The sequence below is a fragment of the Hymenobacter crusticola genome, assembly GCF_002154225.1.
Taxonomy (GTDB): Bacteria; Bacteroidota; Bacteroidia; order Cytophagales; family Hymenobacteraceae; genus Hymenobacter; species Hymenobacter crusticola.
In genome coordinates, this window is record NZ_MTSE01000026.1 from 34,744 (window position 1) to 52,758 (window position 18,015).

20 protein-coding genes and 1 riboswitch are annotated in these 18,015 nt (G+C 52.7%); of the genes, 14 read left to right on the forward strand and 6 right to left on the reverse strand.

All coding sequences use genetic code 11. The features are described 5' to 3' along the window. Nucleotides 1–25 precede the first annotated feature (25 nt). Complete coding sequence (locus tag BXP70_RS25215) at nucleotides 26–220, reverse strand: hypothetical protein (protein WP_086596900.1); 195 nt, start codon at nucleotides 218–220, stop codon at nucleotides 26–28. Between the two features lie 63 nt (nucleotides 221–283). Continuing rightward, nucleotides 284–395, reverse strand: a riboswitch (SAM riboswitch). 273 nt (nucleotides 396–668) lie between these two features. Then, a complete protein-coding gene (locus tag BXP70_RS25220; RefSeq protein ID WP_086596901.1) occupies nucleotides 669–959 on the reverse strand; it encodes a LysM peptidoglycan-binding domain-containing protein in 291 nt (96 codons plus the stop codon). Between the two features lie 232 nt (nucleotides 960–1,191). Here BXP70_RS25220 and BXP70_RS25225 point away from each other — a divergent pair, with 232 nt between their 5' ends. After that, nucleotides 1,192–1,605, forward strand: coding sequence for a hypothetical protein (locus BXP70_RS25225; protein ID WP_086596902.1), 414 nt, complete (start codon nucleotides 1,192–1,194; stop codon nucleotides 1,603–1,605). Between the two features lie 184 nt (nucleotides 1,606–1,789). After that, nucleotides 1,790–3,748 carry a S9 family peptidase gene (locus BXP70_RS25230; RefSeq protein ID WP_218779867.1) on the forward strand — a complete coding sequence of 653 codons (1,959 nt, stop codon included), beginning with the start codon at nucleotides 1,790–1,792 and terminating at the stop codon, nucleotides 3,746–3,748. 75 nt (nucleotides 3,749–3,823) lie between these two features. Here BXP70_RS25230 and BXP70_RS25235 read toward each other — a convergent pair whose 3' ends face one another. Further along, nucleotides 3,824–4,891, reverse strand: coding sequence for a lysylphosphatidylglycerol synthase transmembrane domain-containing protein (locus tag BXP70_RS25235; protein ID WP_086596903.1), 1,068 nt, complete (start codon nucleotides 4,889–4,891; stop codon nucleotides 3,824–3,826). A 276-nt stretch (nucleotides 4,892–5,167) separates the two neighbouring features. On the opposite strand from BXP70_RS25235, the gene dxs reads away from it, so the two are divergent. Next, nucleotides 5,168–7,108 (forward strand): 1-deoxy-D-xylulose-5-phosphate synthase, encoded by a 1,941-nt coding sequence (gene dxs / locus BXP70_RS25240; RefSeq protein WP_086596904.1) that lies wholly within the window; start codon nucleotides 5,168–5,170, stop codon nucleotides 7,106–7,108. Nucleotides 7,109–7,292: 184 nt separating this feature from the next. On the opposite strand, the gene BXP70_RS25245 is transcribed toward dxs, so the two are convergent. The 3 genes from BXP70_RS25245 to BXP70_RS25255 form a co-directional block, all read right to left on the reverse strand. Next, nucleotides 7,293–7,772 carry a YciE/YciF ferroxidase family protein gene (locus tag BXP70_RS25245; RefSeq protein WP_086596905.1) on the reverse strand — a complete coding sequence of 160 codons (480 nt, stop codon included), beginning with the start codon at nucleotides 7,770–7,772 and terminating at the stop codon, nucleotides 7,293–7,295. 870 nt (nucleotides 7,773–8,642) lie between these two features. Then, entirely contained in the window at nucleotides 8,643–8,891 is a 249-nt protein-coding gene (locus BXP70_RS25250; protein ID WP_086596906.1) for a hypothetical protein, read from the reverse strand. After that, nucleotides 8,888–9,232 (reverse strand): hypothetical protein, encoded by a 345-nt coding sequence (locus tag BXP70_RS25255; RefSeq protein WP_086596907.1) that lies wholly within the window; start codon nucleotides 9,230–9,232, stop codon nucleotides 8,888–8,890. The genes BXP70_RS25250 and BXP70_RS25255 overlap by 4 nt, the downstream gene beginning before the upstream one ends. 34 nt (nucleotides 9,233–9,266) lie before the next feature. On the opposite strand from BXP70_RS25255, the gene BXP70_RS25260 reads away from it, so the two are divergent. The 11 genes from BXP70_RS25260 to BXP70_RS25310 all read left to right on the forward strand — a co-directional run bounded on the left by BXP70_RS25260 (nucleotide 9,267) and on the right by BXP70_RS25310 (nucleotide 17,950). Further along, nucleotides 9,267–9,668, forward strand: coding sequence for a hypothetical protein (locus BXP70_RS25260; RefSeq protein ID WP_143436676.1), 402 nt, complete (start codon nucleotides 9,267–9,269; stop codon nucleotides 9,666–9,668). A 221-nt stretch (nucleotides 9,669–9,889) separates the two neighbouring features. Further along, a complete protein-coding gene (locus BXP70_RS25265; protein WP_143436677.1) occupies nucleotides 9,890–10,144 on the forward strand; it encodes a hypothetical protein in 255 nt (84 codons plus the stop codon). A gap of 13 nt (nucleotides 10,145–10,157) precedes the next feature. After that, nucleotides 10,158–10,631 carry a hypothetical protein gene (locus BXP70_RS25270; RefSeq protein ID WP_086596910.1) on the forward strand — a complete coding sequence of 158 codons (474 nt, stop codon included), beginning with the start codon at nucleotides 10,158–10,160 and terminating at the stop codon, nucleotides 10,629–10,631. After that, entirely contained in the window at nucleotides 10,628–11,023 is a 396-nt protein-coding gene (locus tag BXP70_RS25275) for a GNAT family N-acetyltransferase (RefSeq protein ID WP_086596911.1), read from the forward strand. The genes BXP70_RS25270 and BXP70_RS25275 overlap by 4 nt, the downstream gene beginning before the upstream one ends. Next, nucleotides 11,020–11,409 carry a hypothetical protein gene (locus BXP70_RS25280; protein WP_086596912.1) on the forward strand — a complete coding sequence of 130 codons (390 nt, stop codon included), beginning with the start codon at nucleotides 11,020–11,022 and terminating at the stop codon, nucleotides 11,407–11,409. Before BXP70_RS25275 ends, BXP70_RS25280 begins: the two co-directional genes overlap by 4 nt. A gap of 1 nt (nucleotide 11,410) precedes the next feature. Further along, the gene (locus BXP70_RS25285; protein WP_086596913.1) at nucleotides 11,411–12,106 is read left to right on the forward strand and encodes a hypothetical protein; all 696 of its coding nucleotides are present in this window, start codon (nucleotides 11,411–11,413) and stop codon (nucleotides 12,104–12,106) included. Between the two features lie 222 nt (nucleotides 12,107–12,328). Beyond that, the gene (locus BXP70_RS25290; RefSeq protein WP_086596914.1) at nucleotides 12,329–12,736 is read left to right on the forward strand and encodes a hypothetical protein; all 408 of its coding nucleotides are present in this window, start codon (nucleotides 12,329–12,331) and stop codon (nucleotides 12,734–12,736) included. Between the two features lie 40 nt (nucleotides 12,737–12,776). Further along, nucleotides 12,777–13,409, forward strand: a complete 633-nt coding sequence (locus BXP70_RS25295) for a DUF6371 domain-containing protein (protein WP_086596915.1) — start codon at nucleotides 12,777–12,779, stop codon at nucleotides 13,407–13,409. Between the two features lie 45 nt (nucleotides 13,410–13,454). Next, the gene (locus BXP70_RS25300) at nucleotides 13,455–15,854 is read left to right on the forward strand and encodes a hypothetical protein (protein WP_143436678.1); all 2,400 of its coding nucleotides are present in this window, start codon (nucleotides 13,455–13,457) and stop codon (nucleotides 15,852–15,854) included. 805 nt (nucleotides 15,855–16,659) lie between these two features. Then, on the forward strand, nucleotides 16,660–17,319 hold the full coding sequence (locus tag BXP70_RS25305; RefSeq protein WP_086596917.1) for a hypothetical protein: 660 nt from the start codon (nucleotides 16,660–16,662) through the stop codon (nucleotides 17,317–17,319). After that, nucleotides 17,309–17,950 carry a hypothetical protein gene (locus BXP70_RS25310; RefSeq protein ID WP_086596918.1) on the forward strand — a complete coding sequence of 214 codons (642 nt, stop codon included), beginning with the start codon at nucleotides 17,309–17,311 and terminating at the stop codon, nucleotides 17,948–17,950. The genes BXP70_RS25305 and BXP70_RS25310 overlap by 11 nt, the downstream gene beginning before the upstream one ends. The last annotated feature ends 65 nt before the right edge of the window (nucleotides 17,951–18,015 follow it).

Below are 18,015 nucleotides of genomic sequence, written 5' to 3' on the forward strand. Positions count from 1 at the left end.
TCTGGTGTTGGCCGAGCAGGGTAACCTAGGTAGCTGCGCGTAGAAAGGCGCTAGCTAGTAGTAGGTTGGGAGGGAAGCGGGGAAAGCTAGGGTCAGCTAGCAACAACACGCGCCACAAGTGCGCATTCGCATTCGCTTGGTGGCTGGGCTGACGAGTAAAATGCACGAGCAGCCAGCGGCAGAAGCCGAAGCATACGAGTTCATCGATGAGCCAACGCATGCGTGAGCAGTGGCAGCAGATGAAGAATAATCGGTGGTAAGCGGAGAGTTTTTCATGGTACTCAACTTATATTTCCCACTTTCAATTTTTGAGTGGGCAGGAATTGGCACCTTTCGATGATCGATGGTTGCCAGCGGGTCCTAGAGCCTAATCTCTCGCCGCTTCTGTATAAATCTTAAGAAAACTACTCCGTCTCTAACGGAGGAGTACCGGGTTGGTGAGGGCAAATGTACAGCCGGATTTTAGAATTGCAAATGCAGAGACAAAAAATTTCAAAATTTTTGTTGGCAGGTCATTTCACACTTGGTAATAAGTCCTGCCAAGTTGGTTTGCTCAATAAATCATATTTCCTCCTCACACGGAATATCAATTCAAGGCACGTATAAATAAAAAACGCCGCACCAAAATGATGCGGCGTCTTCGGCCCTTTTTGCGCAAAAGGTATAAACTAAATCTTCGGCAGGGTCAGGACCTGACCTACTTCAATATGGTCGGGGTTGGCTCCGATGGTGGCTTTGTTGGCTTCGTAAATCTGGTGCCACTTAGCGGCATCACCGTAGTGGTTTTTGGCAATTTTCGAAAGCGAGTCGCCGCTTACGATGGTGTAGGTTTCGCCAGTAGCAGCTGCTGGAGCGGCATTGTTGCCACCGAAAAAGTCGGTAGCGCCGGCTGCGGCTGGCTTAGCGGTAGGTTCAACTGGCTTTTCCTCGCCTTTGGTCAAAAAATCAAATAAGCCCATGGTCGTAGTATCAATTTAGGTGAGAGGAGAGAGTAGTGCAAGGTAACGGGCTTACAGCCACATCACTTCAAACGCTCATACGCGGTCAATATGAATAAGTTGTGGCGTACAAAAAGCAGTTGAGCTACTCAACTCCTGCTGCTGTTTAGCGTAAGAAGCGCCTAGTTGCTGCTGCGCTATCGGCAAGGCAGTCGATCTTACTTCTCTCTCCCACACCCTAATCGTTCATTTTATGAAAACCCTTTCTTCTCCCTTGCGCTACTTAGCTAGCCTGCTCGTGCTCGTGTCACTGTTTACGTTTAGCTGTAAGCAGGAAAACAAAGTAGGCGAAACAAACCTCCTGTACGGCACCGAAAGCAAAGTTTGGAAAACTGACAAGGAAACGAGCGCTACGGGCGACAAGGTGGCCCAAACCAGCGCTGATAAGAAAACGGAGCTACGCTTCTACGCCAACGGCAACTTCAACATGACTTCGCCAGCGCAGTCGATGCAGGGTAAGTACACCTTCGACCAAGCAGGCAAGAAAATCACGCTAACTCCTGAAGGCGCCCCGAACTCCTTAAGCTTCGACGTGGTAAACCTTACCAAAGACGAAATCACGCTGAAAGCTCCCGACGGCTCGCAGATGATGTTAGAAGCTGACTAAGCTAGCTTGCTAAATCTTTAAAATAATAAGAAGCCCTTCTACAGTATGTAGGAGGGCTTTTTTTACGTGCTTGGAAAGCGGAAATACACGCGCAATGCAAGGCTAGCTATATGTAATTGCTTGTGAAAAATAGTCTGCTTCTATCCAATCTGAAGTATCTTCCTTGCTCACTAACGCTTACACGATGAAGCCAAAACTACTCAGCTTATTCTTGTTGCTGCCACTTGCAGCTTCGGCTCAACAGCCTGCCGCGCCTGAACGGCGTGAGGAGGGCAGCCTGATCATGGAGCGAATTCCAGCCCCTTCCACTGAGCTGCGCGAGCGGCTAAGTACGTATCAGAACGCCAGGTCAGCGGCTTTTCTAGCTTGGGCACCGCAGGGCGGCATCTACATCAGTACGCGTTTCGCGGAGGCTGCGCAGGTGCACCACGTCGCTACCCCGGGTGCTGATCGACGGCAGCTAACCTTTTTCCCGGAGCCAGTAGGCGGCGCTTCCGTCAGCCCCGATACCAAGCAGCAGGGCTTTGTGTTCTCGAAAGACGTGGGCGGCAACGAGAACCGGCAGAACTATTGGTTCAGCACGCAGACCAGCCAATATACATTGCTCACCGACGGCAAAAGCCAGAACGGGTCCGTGCATTGGAGCCGACGCGGCGACCGGTACGCTTACAACAGTACGCGCCGCAACGGCCGCGACTACGACTTGTACCTAGCTCCGCTCGGCAATCCTAAGCAAGAAAAAATGTTGGTTCAGGTGCAGGGCGACTGGGACATTCTGGATTGGAGCCCCGACGACCAATCGATGTTGGCCCTGGAATACATTTCTGCCAATGAAAGTCGGTTGCACCTAGTAGATGTGGCGACTGGTAAAGCCAAGCAGTTGCATACCAGCGACCAAAAGATTTCCTACGGCTCGACTTTCTTTAGTGAGGATGGTAAAGGCTTGTATCTTACCAGCGACGAGGGCACCGAGTTTCACACCTTACGCTACTACGACCTAGCTTCCGGCAAGCAAACGCCACTGACAGCTAGCCTCAACTGGGACGTGAGCGACTTGGACGTGGCGCCGAAAGGCGACTTATTGGCCTTCGCCGTCAATGCTGATGGGTACAGCGAACTGTACCTGCTGAACACCAAAACGCGCAAGTACGAGGCGGTCAAAAATGTGCCGCGCGGTATCCTTGGTGGCTTAACGTTCAGTCCGGACGGCCAGAAGCTAGCTTATACCTACAGCGACGCTCGCACCGCCGGTGACGTGTACTCGCTAGACGTAAAAAGCGGTGCCATCACCCGCTGGACGCAGAGCGAAATTGGTGGTATCAATGCTTCGAAGCTGGTAGCGCCTACGCTTATTCACTATCCAACCTTTGACCAAGTGAATGGCAAGCCGCGCCAGATTCCAGCTTTTGTGTACAAGCCTACTAAGATCAACGGTAAGGCACCTGTGATTATCAACATTCACGGCGGGCCGGAGGGCCAGAGCCGCCCCGGCTTCGACCCAAGCACGCAGTACATGGTGAATGAGCTAGGTACGGCCGTTATCTTCCCTAATGTGCGCGGCTCGGAGGGCTATGGTAAAACGTACCTAGCCCTCGACAACGGTATGAAGCGCGAAGAATCGGTGCAAGATATTGGCAAACTGCTCGATTGGATTGCCACCCAGCCCGACCTCGACCCAAGCCGCGTGGCAGTGTATGGGGGCAGCTACGGCGGCTACATGGTGCTAGCCTGCATGACGCACTTCAACGACCGGCTGCGCGCGGGCATCGACGTAGTAGGCATTTCCAACTTTGTCACCTTCCTGCAAAACACGTCACCCTATCGCCAAGACCTGCGCCGTGCCGAGTATGGCGATGAGCGCCAGCCCGCCATGCGTGCCTTCCTGGAGAAGACTGCACCGCTGAATAACGTGCAGAAAATCACCAAGCCGATGATGATTGTGCAAGGCCGAAACGACCCGCGCGTGCCTTACACTGAAGCCGAGCAGATGCTAGCTGCCCTCAAGAAAAACGGCAACGATGCGTGGTTTATGATGGCCAAAGACGAAGGCCACGGCTTTCGCAAAAAGAGCAACCGTGACTATCAATCGGCGGCTATGTCGGAGTTTATTCAGCAGTACGTCGTAAGCCCGCCATTGAAGTAGGCTAACAGTCAAAAGCTAGCTCTCCTGCCGGTTACCAGGTAGGGGAGCTAGCTTTTGGTTATAAACAGGCAGCACTTATTCTGCCGTAGCAGCTGGGCGGCTGAACACCCTAGCTACCCAGCGCGGCAGGAAGATGGCTCCTAGCACTAAATACAAGTAATAAGTGACGATGCGATAAAACAGGATGACGAAGTTGGTCATGGTAGGTGTACCAATAAAGCGGCCGAAAAAGGTAGGAAAAGCACCTTCCGCGATGCCTGCGCCGCCGGGCGTAATGGCCACCAGCAGCACCACTTTATAGATCATGTTGCGGCTGAAGATCACCCAAAACTCTCCAAAGTTGATCGGGATAAATGCCGCGATGATGCAGCCAATAACTAAGTAACGCGCCGTCCAAACGAAAGCAGTGGCCACCGCCGTACGAATCCAATAACCTGCTTTGTTGCCCCGAAGCTGCGCGGAAGCCGCTACCATTTCGTTGCCGTGCTTGTAGGCGCTAGGCCGCCACCGGCGCAATAATCGAAACGAAAACAGCCGCACCAGAAACCGCTTCATGGCCGTCGGGTTGATGAACAAGGCATAAACCATAGCGGCCGCGTACAAGGTCACGGAGATGTAGCTCACCACAAACGCCACGCGAATAGAAGCCGCGAAAGCGCCTTTTAACTCCTCCGGAAATAAGCCTTCGCCCGCCCATAGTACCACGAGCGGCACCGCAATAACGTAGTAGATATTGTCCAGCAATGCCGTCACCATCACGTAAGCCAGCGACTTACCGAGTGTAATGCCTTCTTTGTTCAAAATAAATGGTGCCACCGATGTGCCGCCCGCCGCCGAGGGCAATATGCAGGAGGAAAATTCCCAAATCATAATCACATCAAGGCTCTGGCGCCAGCTAAGCACCCGCTCCGAGATTTCGCGGATGCGATAGATATACCCTAGGTCACGGGCAATGAGCACCAAAAAGGTGATGACCAGCCACTGCTCTTTGGCATTGCGCAGGGGCGCTAGGTCGCCCGGTTGGTAGCTGCGCCAAAACATAAAACCAACTACCCCAATGCCGATCAGCACCGGCAAAATAATGCGCGAGGGCTTAAGCTTATCGAGTAGCTGTTGGTCCTGACTTTGTTGGGTGAGAGGCATAGGCGTGGGGTGATAAGCAAAAGTACGTAGTACCAGCCGAGCTGGCTGTGAATTCGTTGTTACGGTTGCAGAAAGTAAAGTGATGGTAAGCCGTGGCGTAGTCCTTGCACGAGCCCTGGGGCTAAACCAAGGTTGTTGCGTAGGTAACACAACAACCGGTCAAGCGGAAAACCCGTAACTTTGACTATTGTACGTGTCAGCACACCTGCGAAGACTCAACATTTTAAGCTCGACGTCTGTTGCTCACTGTTATTTACTCTCTGCTCCCTTCCAACGATGATTGTCGAACCTGGTGAATTGCTGGCGGCTATAAACTCGCCCGATGATCTTAAGAAACTCCGTGAGGATCAGCTGGTACAGCTAAGCCAAGAACTCCGACAATTTATTATTGACTCCGTTTCGATTTACGGTGGCCACTTTGGCGCTTCGCTCGGAGTAGTGGAGTTGACGGTGGCCTTGCATTATATCTTCAACACACCCTTCGACCAGCTCGTGTGGGATGTGGGTCACCAAGCCTACGGCCACAAGATTCTGACCGGCCGGCGCGACCGATTCCCGACCAATCGGCGCTACAATGGCATGTCGGGCTTCCCAAAACGCAGCGAAAGCGAGTACGACGCGTTTGGTGTAGGCCACAGCAGCACCAGTATTGGGGCAGCTCTTGGTATGGCGGTGGCTTCTGAATACAAAGGCGAAAAGGACCGGCAACACATTGCTGTAATCGGCGACGGTGCCATGACGGCCGGTATGGCCTTTGAAGCGCTGAACCACGCGGGCGTAGAGAAGTCAAACTTGTTGGTGATTCTGAATGACAACTGCATGAGCATTGACCCCAATGTGGGCGCGCTCAAGGAGTACCTGACGGACATCACCACCTCGCGTACCTACAACAAAGTGCGCGACGAGCTATGGAATGTGCTTGGCAAGCTGAGCAAGTTCGGCCCCAATCCGCAGCACATTGCTCGCAAGGTAGAAACTGCTATGAAGGCTACTTTGATGAAACAAAGTAACCTGTTCGAGGCGCTCAAATTCCGCTACTTCGGTCCCGTCGATGGGCATGATGTAAATCACTTGGTCACCATCTTGCGCGACTTGCGCAGCATACCGGGTCCGAAGCTGCTGCACTGCGTGACGGTGAAAGGCAAAGGCTACGCTTTAGCTGAGAAAGATCAAACGTTATGGCACGCGCCGGGCTTGTTCGACAAGATTACGGGCGAGATTTACAAGAAGCACCACGAGAAGCCGCAGCCCCCGAAGTACCAGGATGTGTTCGGCCACACCATTGTGGAGCTCGCGAAGCAAAACTCCAAAATCATGGGCGTGACGCCGGCCATGCCTTCAGGCTCGTCGCTGAACATCATGATGGAGGCTATGCCCGATCGGGCTTTCGACGTGGGCATTGCCGAGCAGCACGCTGTGGTATTCTCGGCAGGCCTAGCTACGCAAGGTTTGGTGCCGTTCTGCAACATCTACTCCTCATTCATGCAGCGGGCCTATGACCAAGTCGTGCACGACGTGGCGCTGCAAAACCTGAACGTGGTGTTCTGCCTCGACCGTGCTGGTTTTGCGGGCGCTGACGGCCCCACGCACCATGGCTCTTACGATATTGCTTATATGCGCTGCATCCCGAACATGGTGGTATCGGCTCCCATGAACGAGAGTGAGTTGCGCAACCTTATGTACTCGGCGCAGCTGCCCGATGCTGGGCCATTTAGCATCCGCTACCCACGCGGCGAAGGCGTGATGCCGGAGTGGCGCACGCCGTTCAAAAAAATTACGGTGGGCACGGGCCGCGTGATTCGCGAAGGCGAAGGCGTTGCTATCCTAAGCTTTGGCCACATTGGTAACTACGCCGTACGCGCCACCAATCAGCTGCTAGCCGAAGGCCTGGAGCCTGGCCACTTCGATATGCGTTTCGCTAAGCCGCTCGATGAGGAAATGTTACATGACATCTTGAGCCGCTACAAAGCTATTGTGACGGTGGAAGACGGCTGCTTGCAGGGGGGCTTCGGCTCGGCTGTGCTAGAGTTCATGGCCGACCACGGCTACAGCGTGCCGGTGAAGCGCCTCGGCATACCGGACCGCGTGGTAGAGCACGGTACCCAAGATGAGCTTTACAAAGAGTGTGGCTTCGATGCCGCCGGTATTGCCACCGCCGTGCGTGAGCTGACGGGCAAAGTAGCCGCACAAATCGGCATCGAAACAGTGATTCTGTAGAAAAAGCTAGGTTCGCATCACTAAAAAGCTCCACTGGACACTGGTCTGGTGGGGCTTTTTGGCTTGAGTAGCGCTAGGAGAAAAGCAGGCGATTTAACGTGGCCCAACCAACAAAAGGCCCAAACCGATAGGTTTAGGCCTTTTATGCAATGACAAAATAATAGGGCAAAAAGGAAACACCCGCTTACTTAGCGGAAAGAATTTGTTTGGCAATTTCCGTGTGTTTGTCGTCTGCTTGCTTGGCTTCGTCTACCGAGGTTTTCATTTCCTGTGCAATCTGCTCGTAGCCAGCGGCACCGGCGTAAGAAGCCATTGTGCCAAATGAAGCAATCCAGTAGTGCAAGGCCAACTGGCCACTGGTAATGATGCCTAGGTCGCGTACGTCGTCGGTTTTAGCTTCGCCCCGGATTTCTTTGCTTACTCGGTAGTGCGCTTCCAGAATTTCGTTGTTCTGCTTCTCAACCTCACCTATTTCAGCAATGGCGCGCTCAATGCGCTTTGCCCATTCCTTGGAGGTAGCGTTACCTTGTTCGAGGGCGGCCTTCAGTTCCGGATGCTTTGCATCGTTCTGGATTTCGTCTGTAGCAGCAGCAGCTACTTGGCTACCGGCTTGTTGAGCGGCTAGGCCGTTTTTGACGAGTTCTTTTAGGTCTTCGGTATTCATGGGAAAATAAGAATATAGTGCAAATGACAAGCTTGTCTTGTCTGGCTATTCGAACGGATACAGTTACAATTTGTTCCTGCTGATAGTACTGTTGCAGATGAGTGAATAAGTTTGTAATTGTTGCTAATTATCAATATTTTACACATGTTGAGCTTTCTTTACTTAGGACGAAATCACATGCAATTGTAAGGCTCTCATCTGAGAAACAATACTTTTTAGATGGTTTTATTTATATTGGTATTGTTCAATTTGATATAGTGTGATATTGAACTGATAATCAATTATATCTTGGTTTGGCGCATAATGGATTTGTCAAAAAGTAGCTTGCCCTCCAAGCAGCTTTCCAGCATTATTTAATGACACAACAATAGCATGAGCGCAGCACATCCATAAGTAGTTGGCGTACGAAGTTTAGCCACCTTGTGAAACTGAAAAGCGGCCGATGAGTACCACCTGAAAGGACAAGATTTTATATGTGTTATTCTGCAAACAGCCATAGTTGATACTGATTGCTTCAGTTCACTCGGCGTGATGAGGCCTAAATCTATTAGATTGAGCGGCGCCGCTTGCTCATTTTGCTCTAGCTCAGCCTGAGTCTGACTGTTATGCACTGCGTTCGCCCTAGCTTATTTCCGATGGGCAATCAACTATAGTAAGCAGCGCACAGCGTTGTGAAGCGCAATGCCACGATACGATCGGGGACAGAGAAAGCAGTAAAAGCCCCCTATGCCTCAAAAAGCGAAAGCGACTAGTGTTATAAACACTAGTCGCTTTCGCTTCTATAAAGTTTTGTGACCTCTTAGTACCAGAGACGGGGCTACATGATTCTGCTGAGTAGCAGGTGTTTATAAGGACTTTGGTAAACACGTGCTAAACGTTTTCCTGCGTTGGAGCAGGTGTATCGTAGTAGCTCAGCATCTCCAGCACGCAGGCTTCGTCCAATACTTCGCAGAAGTGCTGGTGCCAATCTCCTGCCGCCTGTTGCCAAATCAGTGCGGTTACATCGTAGTAGCGCTTCTTATCGCTGACGTCACCAGGTAGGAGGGCGGCCACCGGCGTGGTGAGTTCGATATCACCGCAGCCCATAGCCTGGCGCAGGGCGTCGTACGCCGCACTCATTTTTGCATCGACATCAAAAGGCCGTTGTATTTGTGTAGCACTTCCGTGTAGAGGCTATACACGTGCAGCAGCTTGTTCTTGCAATCATCTAGGCTCTCCAGTTGGAAGGCTTCGATAGGGGCTGGTGGTATGGGCTTGGGCGGCTTGAGCTCAGGGAACTCAATGGAAAAGTCATGCGATATGGCCTTGCCTACTTCCCGGATGAAGTCGAACTCCAGGTTTGGTTCTTCGAATCGACGGTATAGGGTGGGCCTACTGATTTTCAATGCATTGTGAAGTTTGCTCAGCTTGATGCCGCTTTTACGCACTGCCTCAGCAACGATTTCACCACGGTGTGCCATACTTGACATCTTTTAGTCTCACAATGAGACAAAAATGAAAAGTTCGGCAGGTAAATCGTTTCCCATATTCTTAATGATTTTGTTTTGGTTTTGTCTCTTAATGAATCATATTTGTAAAACACTCGTTAAAAGTGTTACAAAAATGGTTCAGCAAGAACTAAACCAAGATAAAATGGCACTTACAGAACAGTCTCAGCAAAATGGAGCTGAACAGCAGCCGACTAAAGAGCAACTGATTGAGGCTCTGCAAAGCTTCCTGAAAAAGAAAGACCGGGAAGAAATTTGCAAAGACTACAAAATCAGCAGGCCGACCTATTACCGCATTGTTCGTGAACTGGATTTGAGCCACGAAGCTATGCCAGAAATGCTGAAACGCGCCAACGCTGAGAAGAAGCGGCAGGAAGATGCGCGCCGGTCATTGACCAATCTAGTGTAGTAGCGGCGCCGCCCACCCCCAAACAACTTATTTCTATCCATTAAATCTGATCTATAAAAGATGAGAAAGCGCCTTCTTTTTGCCCAATGCAAGCAGTTGTCTTTTTCTAAGATTCTTGCATTTAGCTTCTTTTTATTAGTATTCTTTTTAGTCGTGTCGCTTATCCCAGCACCCCTAAAGCCTCTCGGTTTAGTACCCTGCCTTTTATTCCTACTGGCCTAATGAGACCGAGATCCATCACCGAATTACTGCTGTGCGGCTCTCCGGAAGATAAGCTGCGGCTGCTCATGTGGATGCACCGCTACATGCAGCGGCGCCTGGCTAGGCTGGAGCTAGACAAACTAGCCTACTACGAGCAAGGAAACCATCAGGCGTGGGAGCTAGAACGCACCGAGGTGCAAGAAGCTATCGATGCAGTATTGGCGGCTCTGGAGCGCCATTTTCCTTTTCCTGAAGCCCTACGAATCTCTATTTAACCAACCTACCGCTATGCCCCAAAAAGCCGTTTTTAAAGCCCCAAACAACGAAAAGCTGCGACAGTTCGCGCACGCATTCGTGCAGAGTGAAATCAATATGCAGCTAGGTGAAGAAGGCTTGGATGCCTGCTTTATCATCGGTATTCAGCTTGAGCGCGTGCTGCCAGCTTACCGCAAGTATGCTGATATCGTGAGCCAAACCAACATCCGGCTAGAGCGAGTAAAAGATCATTTCGGTGAGCATTGGTACAAGCTTAGCAACGGACAACGGCGTACACTGGAGGCGTTCATCCGGAGCGATGCAGAGGTCACTGGGAAGCAGATTGAGGCGCATATCAAGTACCTAGAAACTTACCAGCAACATATGGCATCCTTCGGCCCAAACGGCCAGAAGGAACTGCAAAAGAAGATTGCACAGGTGCTTGGCTGGAGCATGCAGGAAGAGGAGCAGGGAGCCATTGAGCATGAAGAAGGAATTGCAGCATGAGCAAGAAAATCTCATTACTCGACTGTACCATCGAAAACGTGCGCTCGGTGAAGCTAGCCTGTATCGAAGAGCACTTGTTCCTAGGGGGCGCCGAAATCATGTTGATCGATGATGGCACCCCGACCCTGAGTAGCCTCTTCGTTCACCCGCACTATCGTCGCCGCGGTATTGGGGAAGCTCTTGTTCGCGCAGCCATGCGGTGGGCCGATCAGAATGGCACCGACCTCTGGCTGCACGTGATGCTCGAGAACGAAGCCCGGTCACTTTACGAGCGGCTATTATTCGAATACACCGGCGAAAAAACAGAGATCGGCAGCTTTTGGATGGTGAAGGTGGCGCATGACGGCCGGTTAGCTGAACCTGCAGACGTGGAGAAGCTTCTGGCCAAATGATCCTAGGTTTCAAAAAACGCTTCGTGTCGGCTGTAGCAGACGGCACGAAGCCCCATTCAATCCGAGCCGGTGACCGCTGGCGGGTGGGCATGAGCATCCAATTCTATGAAAACGTGCGCCAGAAGTCGATGGCGAAGATTCGGGAAGATGGTGTGGCTCATGTGGTGCAGAATATTGGAATCTGGCCGCTACTGGAGCGCACTATTGGGCCTGCAATTCAGCCTTATATCACCATTGATGATCGAAGGCTCACGCCACTAGAATGTCAAGTACTGGCTTGCACCGATGGTTTCGATGATTTCAAAAGCTTGCTCGACTTCTTCCGAGAGGAGCACGGCCTTCCTTTCACTGGCCAGCTAGTCTGCTGGACCGATATCAGATACTAGTATGAAGAATTATCAAGTTCTCCAACGCCTAGCGACTATCGAAAGCAACCTGCCACCAGCATCAAACACCTGCCCTGAATGCGGGGGGAAACCTGTGCTGATTGCTGATTGCGATGAATGCTACGGTGCAGGCACAATTGACTACACTTACTCTGGCGACGCTGATCAGGATATCGCTTGGCTGGCCAGTGAGCTGCGTAGCCGTATTCCAGTAGGCATTCCACAAACCTTGGAAACACTTTTCCAGGCTTACGGCCAAGAGTTACTGGAAAAGGCACTACGTGCACGTGTCAAGTATGGCTTTCCGGAGGATGGTTGGAAGCAGGAAGGCTGGCAGGACACACTCGTAAAAGAATTGCTGGAACACGTCTACAAAGGTGATCCACGTGATGTAGCAGTCTATTCTGCCTTTGCATGGTGGCACGGATGGAGTATCCGGCCCACCTGCCCATCAATAGTGCCTGAGCAGCTGCATGTCAAACAACAGGTGCCAAAGGCAACGCTGCCGCACTTGCGAAAGCTAGTTGCCTCCTGGGATGAAGATGCTGTATCTGATAGCAAGTATCCGACTGCTATTGAAAGCGAAGTAGATCAGGGTGACGGCCTTACGCTAGTAACCATCAGGGTTCGAAATGCTCATGATGCCTTCAACCTAGGTAAGGCATTCGAAGCAATTGATGACCGAGATCCACTGTAATTAGTGAACAGCATATCGACCTCGACCAACAGGAATTAAACCGCTGGGTTAGCTTCTACGATTCGGGCTTCTTCCTGCCGCAGGCCTGGCGCGTCGACCTCTACGAAATGGAGAACAAGATACGCTGCTTCCATCCGCATGATCGATGGGAGATTCCTTACCGCATGGCAGCCCTGCGGTACCTGATCAGCCAGCTACCTCCTAACGAAACCGCCTCTTCTGATGCCTTTCCGAGCTGACCGCTACCCCGATAACTGGAAAACCGAGATCCGGCCGCGTATCCTGGCTCGCGACAAGAACTGCTGTAAGTTCTGCGGCATCGCCGACCGCTTGGAAGGATGGCGCTTTCCCTCCGGAAATTTTTATACCGCTGAGCAGATTGCCAGTGACGCAATGAGCGAGGAGGACGAGGATGCTTTGGAGACTGTTTTGCGCAAGCCGCCGATGCGCATCATTCTCACGGTAGCCCACCTCGACCACGGCCTTGATAACCACGAGGATGAAAACCTAGGTGCTCTTTGCCAGCGCTGCCACTTGAACTACGACCGACCTTATTGCCAGGAGCAGCGCAAAAATTCCATTCGATACGGCCGACGCAAAGGCCAGTATTCTCTCTTCTCGAATGACTAGCCTACCCCACTAGTCATCTTACATATTGCTTTTGACCGCTATGAGTACCCCCCGTTATTCGCTTGAAAAGCACCCCAAACCAAAAGGCACCTGCCCCCAGTGCCAACAGAAAAAAGTCTTCCGTTACTTCCAGGATGCCGATGGCAACCGGCTCGATGAGCAGTATGGTATCTGCGACCGAGCGGCCAAGTGCGGCTACGATCATCGCCCCAGTGGCGAGCTATTTACCGCCACTGGCGCCGCGGCCGACGCACCCGAGCCGGAAACGCTGAAGCCCTCAGCTGAGGAAGCCGAGCAGCTGCTGGCCAAGACCAAGGACCACACGAGTAACCTGCACCGCTACGCCCGCTCGATTACGATACCCGATGAGCACCTGGAGCGCTGGGCCGTCGCCACGGACCGCGACCGCACGGTGTTTCTGCACCTAAATGGCGAGCAGCAACTGCTCAACGCCAAGTGGTTCAAATACACGTCCGAGGGCAAGCGTGACAAGCTTTCGCAGGTGTATTCCTTCGCCGGTACCGATGAGGAAAAGAAGAAGGGTGCCAAGTACGCCTTCTGCTTTTACGGGGAGCACCTACTGCGCCACGACGACCCCACGCGCCCGATCTGCGTCGTAGAATCGGAGAAATCTGCGGTCTTCGCTTCCTTCCACTATCCGCACCTGGACTAGCTAGCGTGTGGCGCGGCAAACGGCATCACGGACGCCAAAATCCCGGTGTTGTTCAACCGACCGATCTGGTGGATTGCCGACGCCGACGGCAACGTGCCCAAGCTGAAGGATGGCCAGCCGGAGATGAAAAACGGGAAGCAGGTACTGACCGAAGGAGGCCGCAACAACAGCAGCCTGCGCAAGCTCAAAGCCTTTAAGCAGGATTTCACCGTCATCGACCTCTTCCCCGAGCGCACCGACGGCTACGATATCGCCGACGCGCTGCGCGATGGATTGCGGCCCGATATCGTCGCCCCCGCCAAGCCCAAAGAGAAGGAGAAGAAAGCCAAGGAACTGCCGGTGCTGCCGGCCGCGGTGGAAGACTGGAGCGTGCAGATGAAAGACTATCTGTACAAGACCACTAAGTTCGTGGAGGAATTTGAGCGCCGCGGCATTTGGGTCGGCAAGAGCAAGGAGGACTGGACCAATACGGCCAACGCCCTGGCCGTGCTCGGGGAGCAAGGCCGGGAGCTGCTGCACCGCCTGGCTCGCCCTGAGCAGACCTACTCCAAAAAAGACGTCGACGCCGCGTTCGATGAAGCACTGGAGCTGAAGATCTGCACGTCGCCCGCTAAGTTTTTTCAGATTGCCAAGCACTACAACATCACGCTCACGGAGCTAAAGGAGAAGGACGATTCGGATGCTGAGCTGCGCAGCATGCTGCCGGCAGGCGTCTCACCGGAGGACTACTTCAAGCACGGCTTTTACGAGCACGACAACGCCTACTACTCCGTGGGGAAGGATGGCGCCAAGATGGTCTGCGGCTTCACGATTAAGGTGTTGTACCTGGTGAAGAGCAAGGATGCCCCCAAGCGCATCGTAGAGCTAAAAAACCAGTATGGTTACACCACTACCCTCGACTTGCCAACTGATGCGTTCGTGAGCCTAGGGGCCTTTAAAAAGTACGTTGAATCCGTCGGCAACTTCGTCTTCGAAGGCAACGAAACGGATCTGACCCGCCTGAAGAAAAAACTCTTTCGTGAGGAGAAGGTAACCACCGAAATCAACACCCTCGGCTGGCACGAGCGCGGCAACTTCTACGCCTTCAGTAACGGAATTTTCAACGCCAAGTGGACGAGCGCCGACGAGTACGGCATCGTGGAGCACGGGGGCCACAACTACTTCCTGCCCTTCTGGAGCGGCATCAACGAGGACTACAGCGCCTACGTCAACGAGAAGAAGTTTCAGCACAAAGCCAGCCCGGTGAAGTTCAAGCAGTGGGCCGATTTGATTTACAAGGTGTATGGCCTGAACGGGGCCATGGGCATGTGCTTCTATGTCGCCTCGCTTTTTCGCGACTACATTTTCGACGTCCACAACAGCTTCCCGATGCTCTACTCCTTCGGCCAGCGGCAATCGGGTAAAACCGAGTTTGGTCTGAGCTTCAAATATCCCTTCGGCACGCCCCAGGACTCAATATCACTGGAGAACCCAAGCACGGTGATCGGCGTGATCCGGACGCTGGCCAACTTCAGCAATAGTATCGTGATGCTGGACGAGTATAAAAACTCGGTCGACAAAAAGACGGTCGGCATGCTCAAAGGCTTCTACGACGGCTTCGGCCGCACCACCGGGGTGAAGAGCAACGACAACCAAACCAAGGTGACCAAGCCTAGGTCGGCGGTGTGGATCAGTGGCCAGGATATGCCCAACATCGACAACGCACTGTTTACCCGCACGATCCTGCTGGAGTTCCTGGAGAAGGGCCGCGATTATGAGAGCTTCGCCAAGCTCAAGAAGATGCAGGAGCAGAGCCTGACCAGCATCACGCTGGAGGTACTCGCCCACCGCGGCGAAGTCACCGAGTGGTACACGCAGACCTACAAGATCGTGCGTGACTATCTGAAAGGGGAAGTTGAGAAGCAGGGCAAAACCATCGAGGACCGCATGCTCCAGAACATGGCCATTATTCTGGCCCCGATGCTGTTTCTGATGGAACAGGAACTGCTGCAGGTACCGTTCACGTCGGAGGAGCTTTACAAAATGGCGCTGCACATCATTTACCGCCAGCACGAGCAGATCAGCCAGAGCACCGACAGCCGGCGCTTTTGGGACGTGTTCGTGGGCATGGTCAGCCACAAGCCTCAGCCGCTCATTGTGGAGGGCGTCGACTACAAGTTCCACAAAGGCAACCTCTACATTCGCCTGGGCAACGTACACCCGCCCTACATGATGCAGCACCGCAGCCAGTACAACGTGCCTGGCCTAGACAAGCTCACGCTGGACTATTACCTGAAGCACGACCCGGCGTTCGTAGAAATGAAGAACTTGCGTTTCGACATGCCGCCCTCGGCTACTGGTGGTGTGCTGCGGACGAACCCCACCAGCTGCTACGGGTTTAACTTTGAAGAACTAGGTATCGACTTGAGCTCCATCAATGGAGATATAAATACTGATTCGGAATAGCGGCCGAATCATTCTAGCTAGGTGGGGACCTGGCGGCAAAAGGGAAGCGCACGTCGCTTCCCTTTTTTGTTGGGCCGAGGTTCCGGTAGGTCAGCAAAAAGTACAACAAACCAGCCGCGGGCTGCGTGGGGGCGCGGGGGCACAAAAAGCACGAATTGATTTTGACAAAAAGTAGAGTAGTCTGAAAAAAGCCGTAAACCCCAAAAAAGCCGACCTACACCGACCTACAAACCTACACGGCTTTATAGAGTAAGAAAAAGTGCTTCTATTCTCTTTAAATAAGCTTTTACTACTTACTACGTCTATTCTACTCCCTTAAAAAGTGTAGGTCGGTGTAGGTCCGTGTAGGTCGCTCGGCATGCATACGACCTACGCGACCTACAAAAATTAGCGCCCGACCTACAGCCGACCTACACGCGAAAGTGCTTCTAGGCTTCGGAATTGAGGTTTTTAGCGTTGTAGGTTCGTGTAGGTCGTGTAGGTCGGGTTTTTCGCTGTTTTCAGCGGAAAAAGCATCACTACTTTTTTCCGCGCAACTTTCTCGCGCATTCTCCTCTCCTTCTGCCTAGTCCGCTCAGGGTGCGCGCTTCTTACCGGAGTACCATTCTAACCTATATAGTCTTCTGGCGAAGTTGTTGCTGATACATTTTTGTAAAATATCAAGGCTTTTTTCACTAAATATTTTATAAAAAAGCCTCACATCTATTCGCTTCATGCCCAATCGCTACGCTCTACGCGTGGTTTTGGAATAGCTCCGTCAGTGCTTTTGCTGCGCAATAGTTTTGACTCATTCCAAGGCCGCTCTATGATTCCTATGCTTGCCGTTGGAGAACTCACCGAGTTGCTCCCAACCCCTGGTTCTCGCAAGAAGGCGCAGATCCTCAAATTCCCCGTTAAAAAGCACCTGGTAAAGTACCTGGCTGCGCACTTAGGAGAGGACTACAGTCTCTCCGAACGTGATCAGTTTGGCGCGCTTCTATTTCATCTGCTGCGCAATGGTTTGAAGGATTGCCAGAAGGACAGCACGATGGACCAGTACAAGGGGCGCTTCAACGTTCGCCTGAGTCGCTACCCCATGAAGCAGTACGGCCTGAAGGGCATGAACTCCAACACCGTTTTCCTTTTCAATAACTACGTCGACGGCCTGTTTCGCTCAGAGCTGTTCGCGTGGGTTGAGATCATGGGGCAACGCATGGATATGACCACGAAAGATGCCATCATTGCCTTCATGGATATCTACGATCTGGAGGAGGAAGATATCTCGTTTGAGACCCTGAAGAAGGCCGTGCAGCGCGAGCAAAACGCCTTAAAAAAGGCTGAACAGAAGGCGCAAAAACCGCCAAAAAAGACTAAAAAATCGGTCGCACGTTTGTCCCGCAAGAATCGAGTTTTGTCCCTTACCAAGGAGCTAGATAAAGTGCCGCTTCCCCTCACCCAATTAATCGCTCAACTCCGTGCCCGATAGCATCCAACTCAATCAGCCGGTCAGCTCAGACCTAGTTGGCTACACGGCGTTGTACGCGCTGGCCGTCGAAGAGGTACTCGCTGACCCAGTGGTGGCGCAAGGTCAGGTCATTGGTGACTTAGAGCTTCGCGAAGGAGCCGGTTGGCACGAGCTGAAGGTGACGCCTGGTTCCATCAAGTTCAGCGAACCACCCAAGGCAAACGGTCGGCACGGCACTATCTACCCTACCAAGGTGACCGCGCAACGTGGCCACCCTAACGCCCAAACACTGTACGCGCTGGACACAATGGAGCGTCGTCGCTACCTAGTGAGCGTGCGTGATACATCAGGCCGTTTGCGCCTGATTGGTAACCGGCAGCAGTACCTCACCTTCGCCGCGGGTACGGAGGGCAGCAGTCCGTCGGCTCGCGCTGGTGTAGACCTAAGCTTTACGGGCGACACACTCATGCGCGCACCGTACTACCTCGGTTCCTTCCCCCTCACGAGCGGTGGCTACGTGCCAGTGCCATCGGGACCGATCACAGGCAGCGTCGAACTACGCACCGCTGGCGGCCGTCTGCTGGCCACCGTACCAGCTGGCAAACGCATCGTGCTACGCAGTGGATTCAAGCTTTCTTACGAAATAGAGTAGGCGGCAGCGTCCTTTCCAGGCGCTGAGTAGGGTAGGAGCTTTGGGGCATGACGCCTGATGAGTTC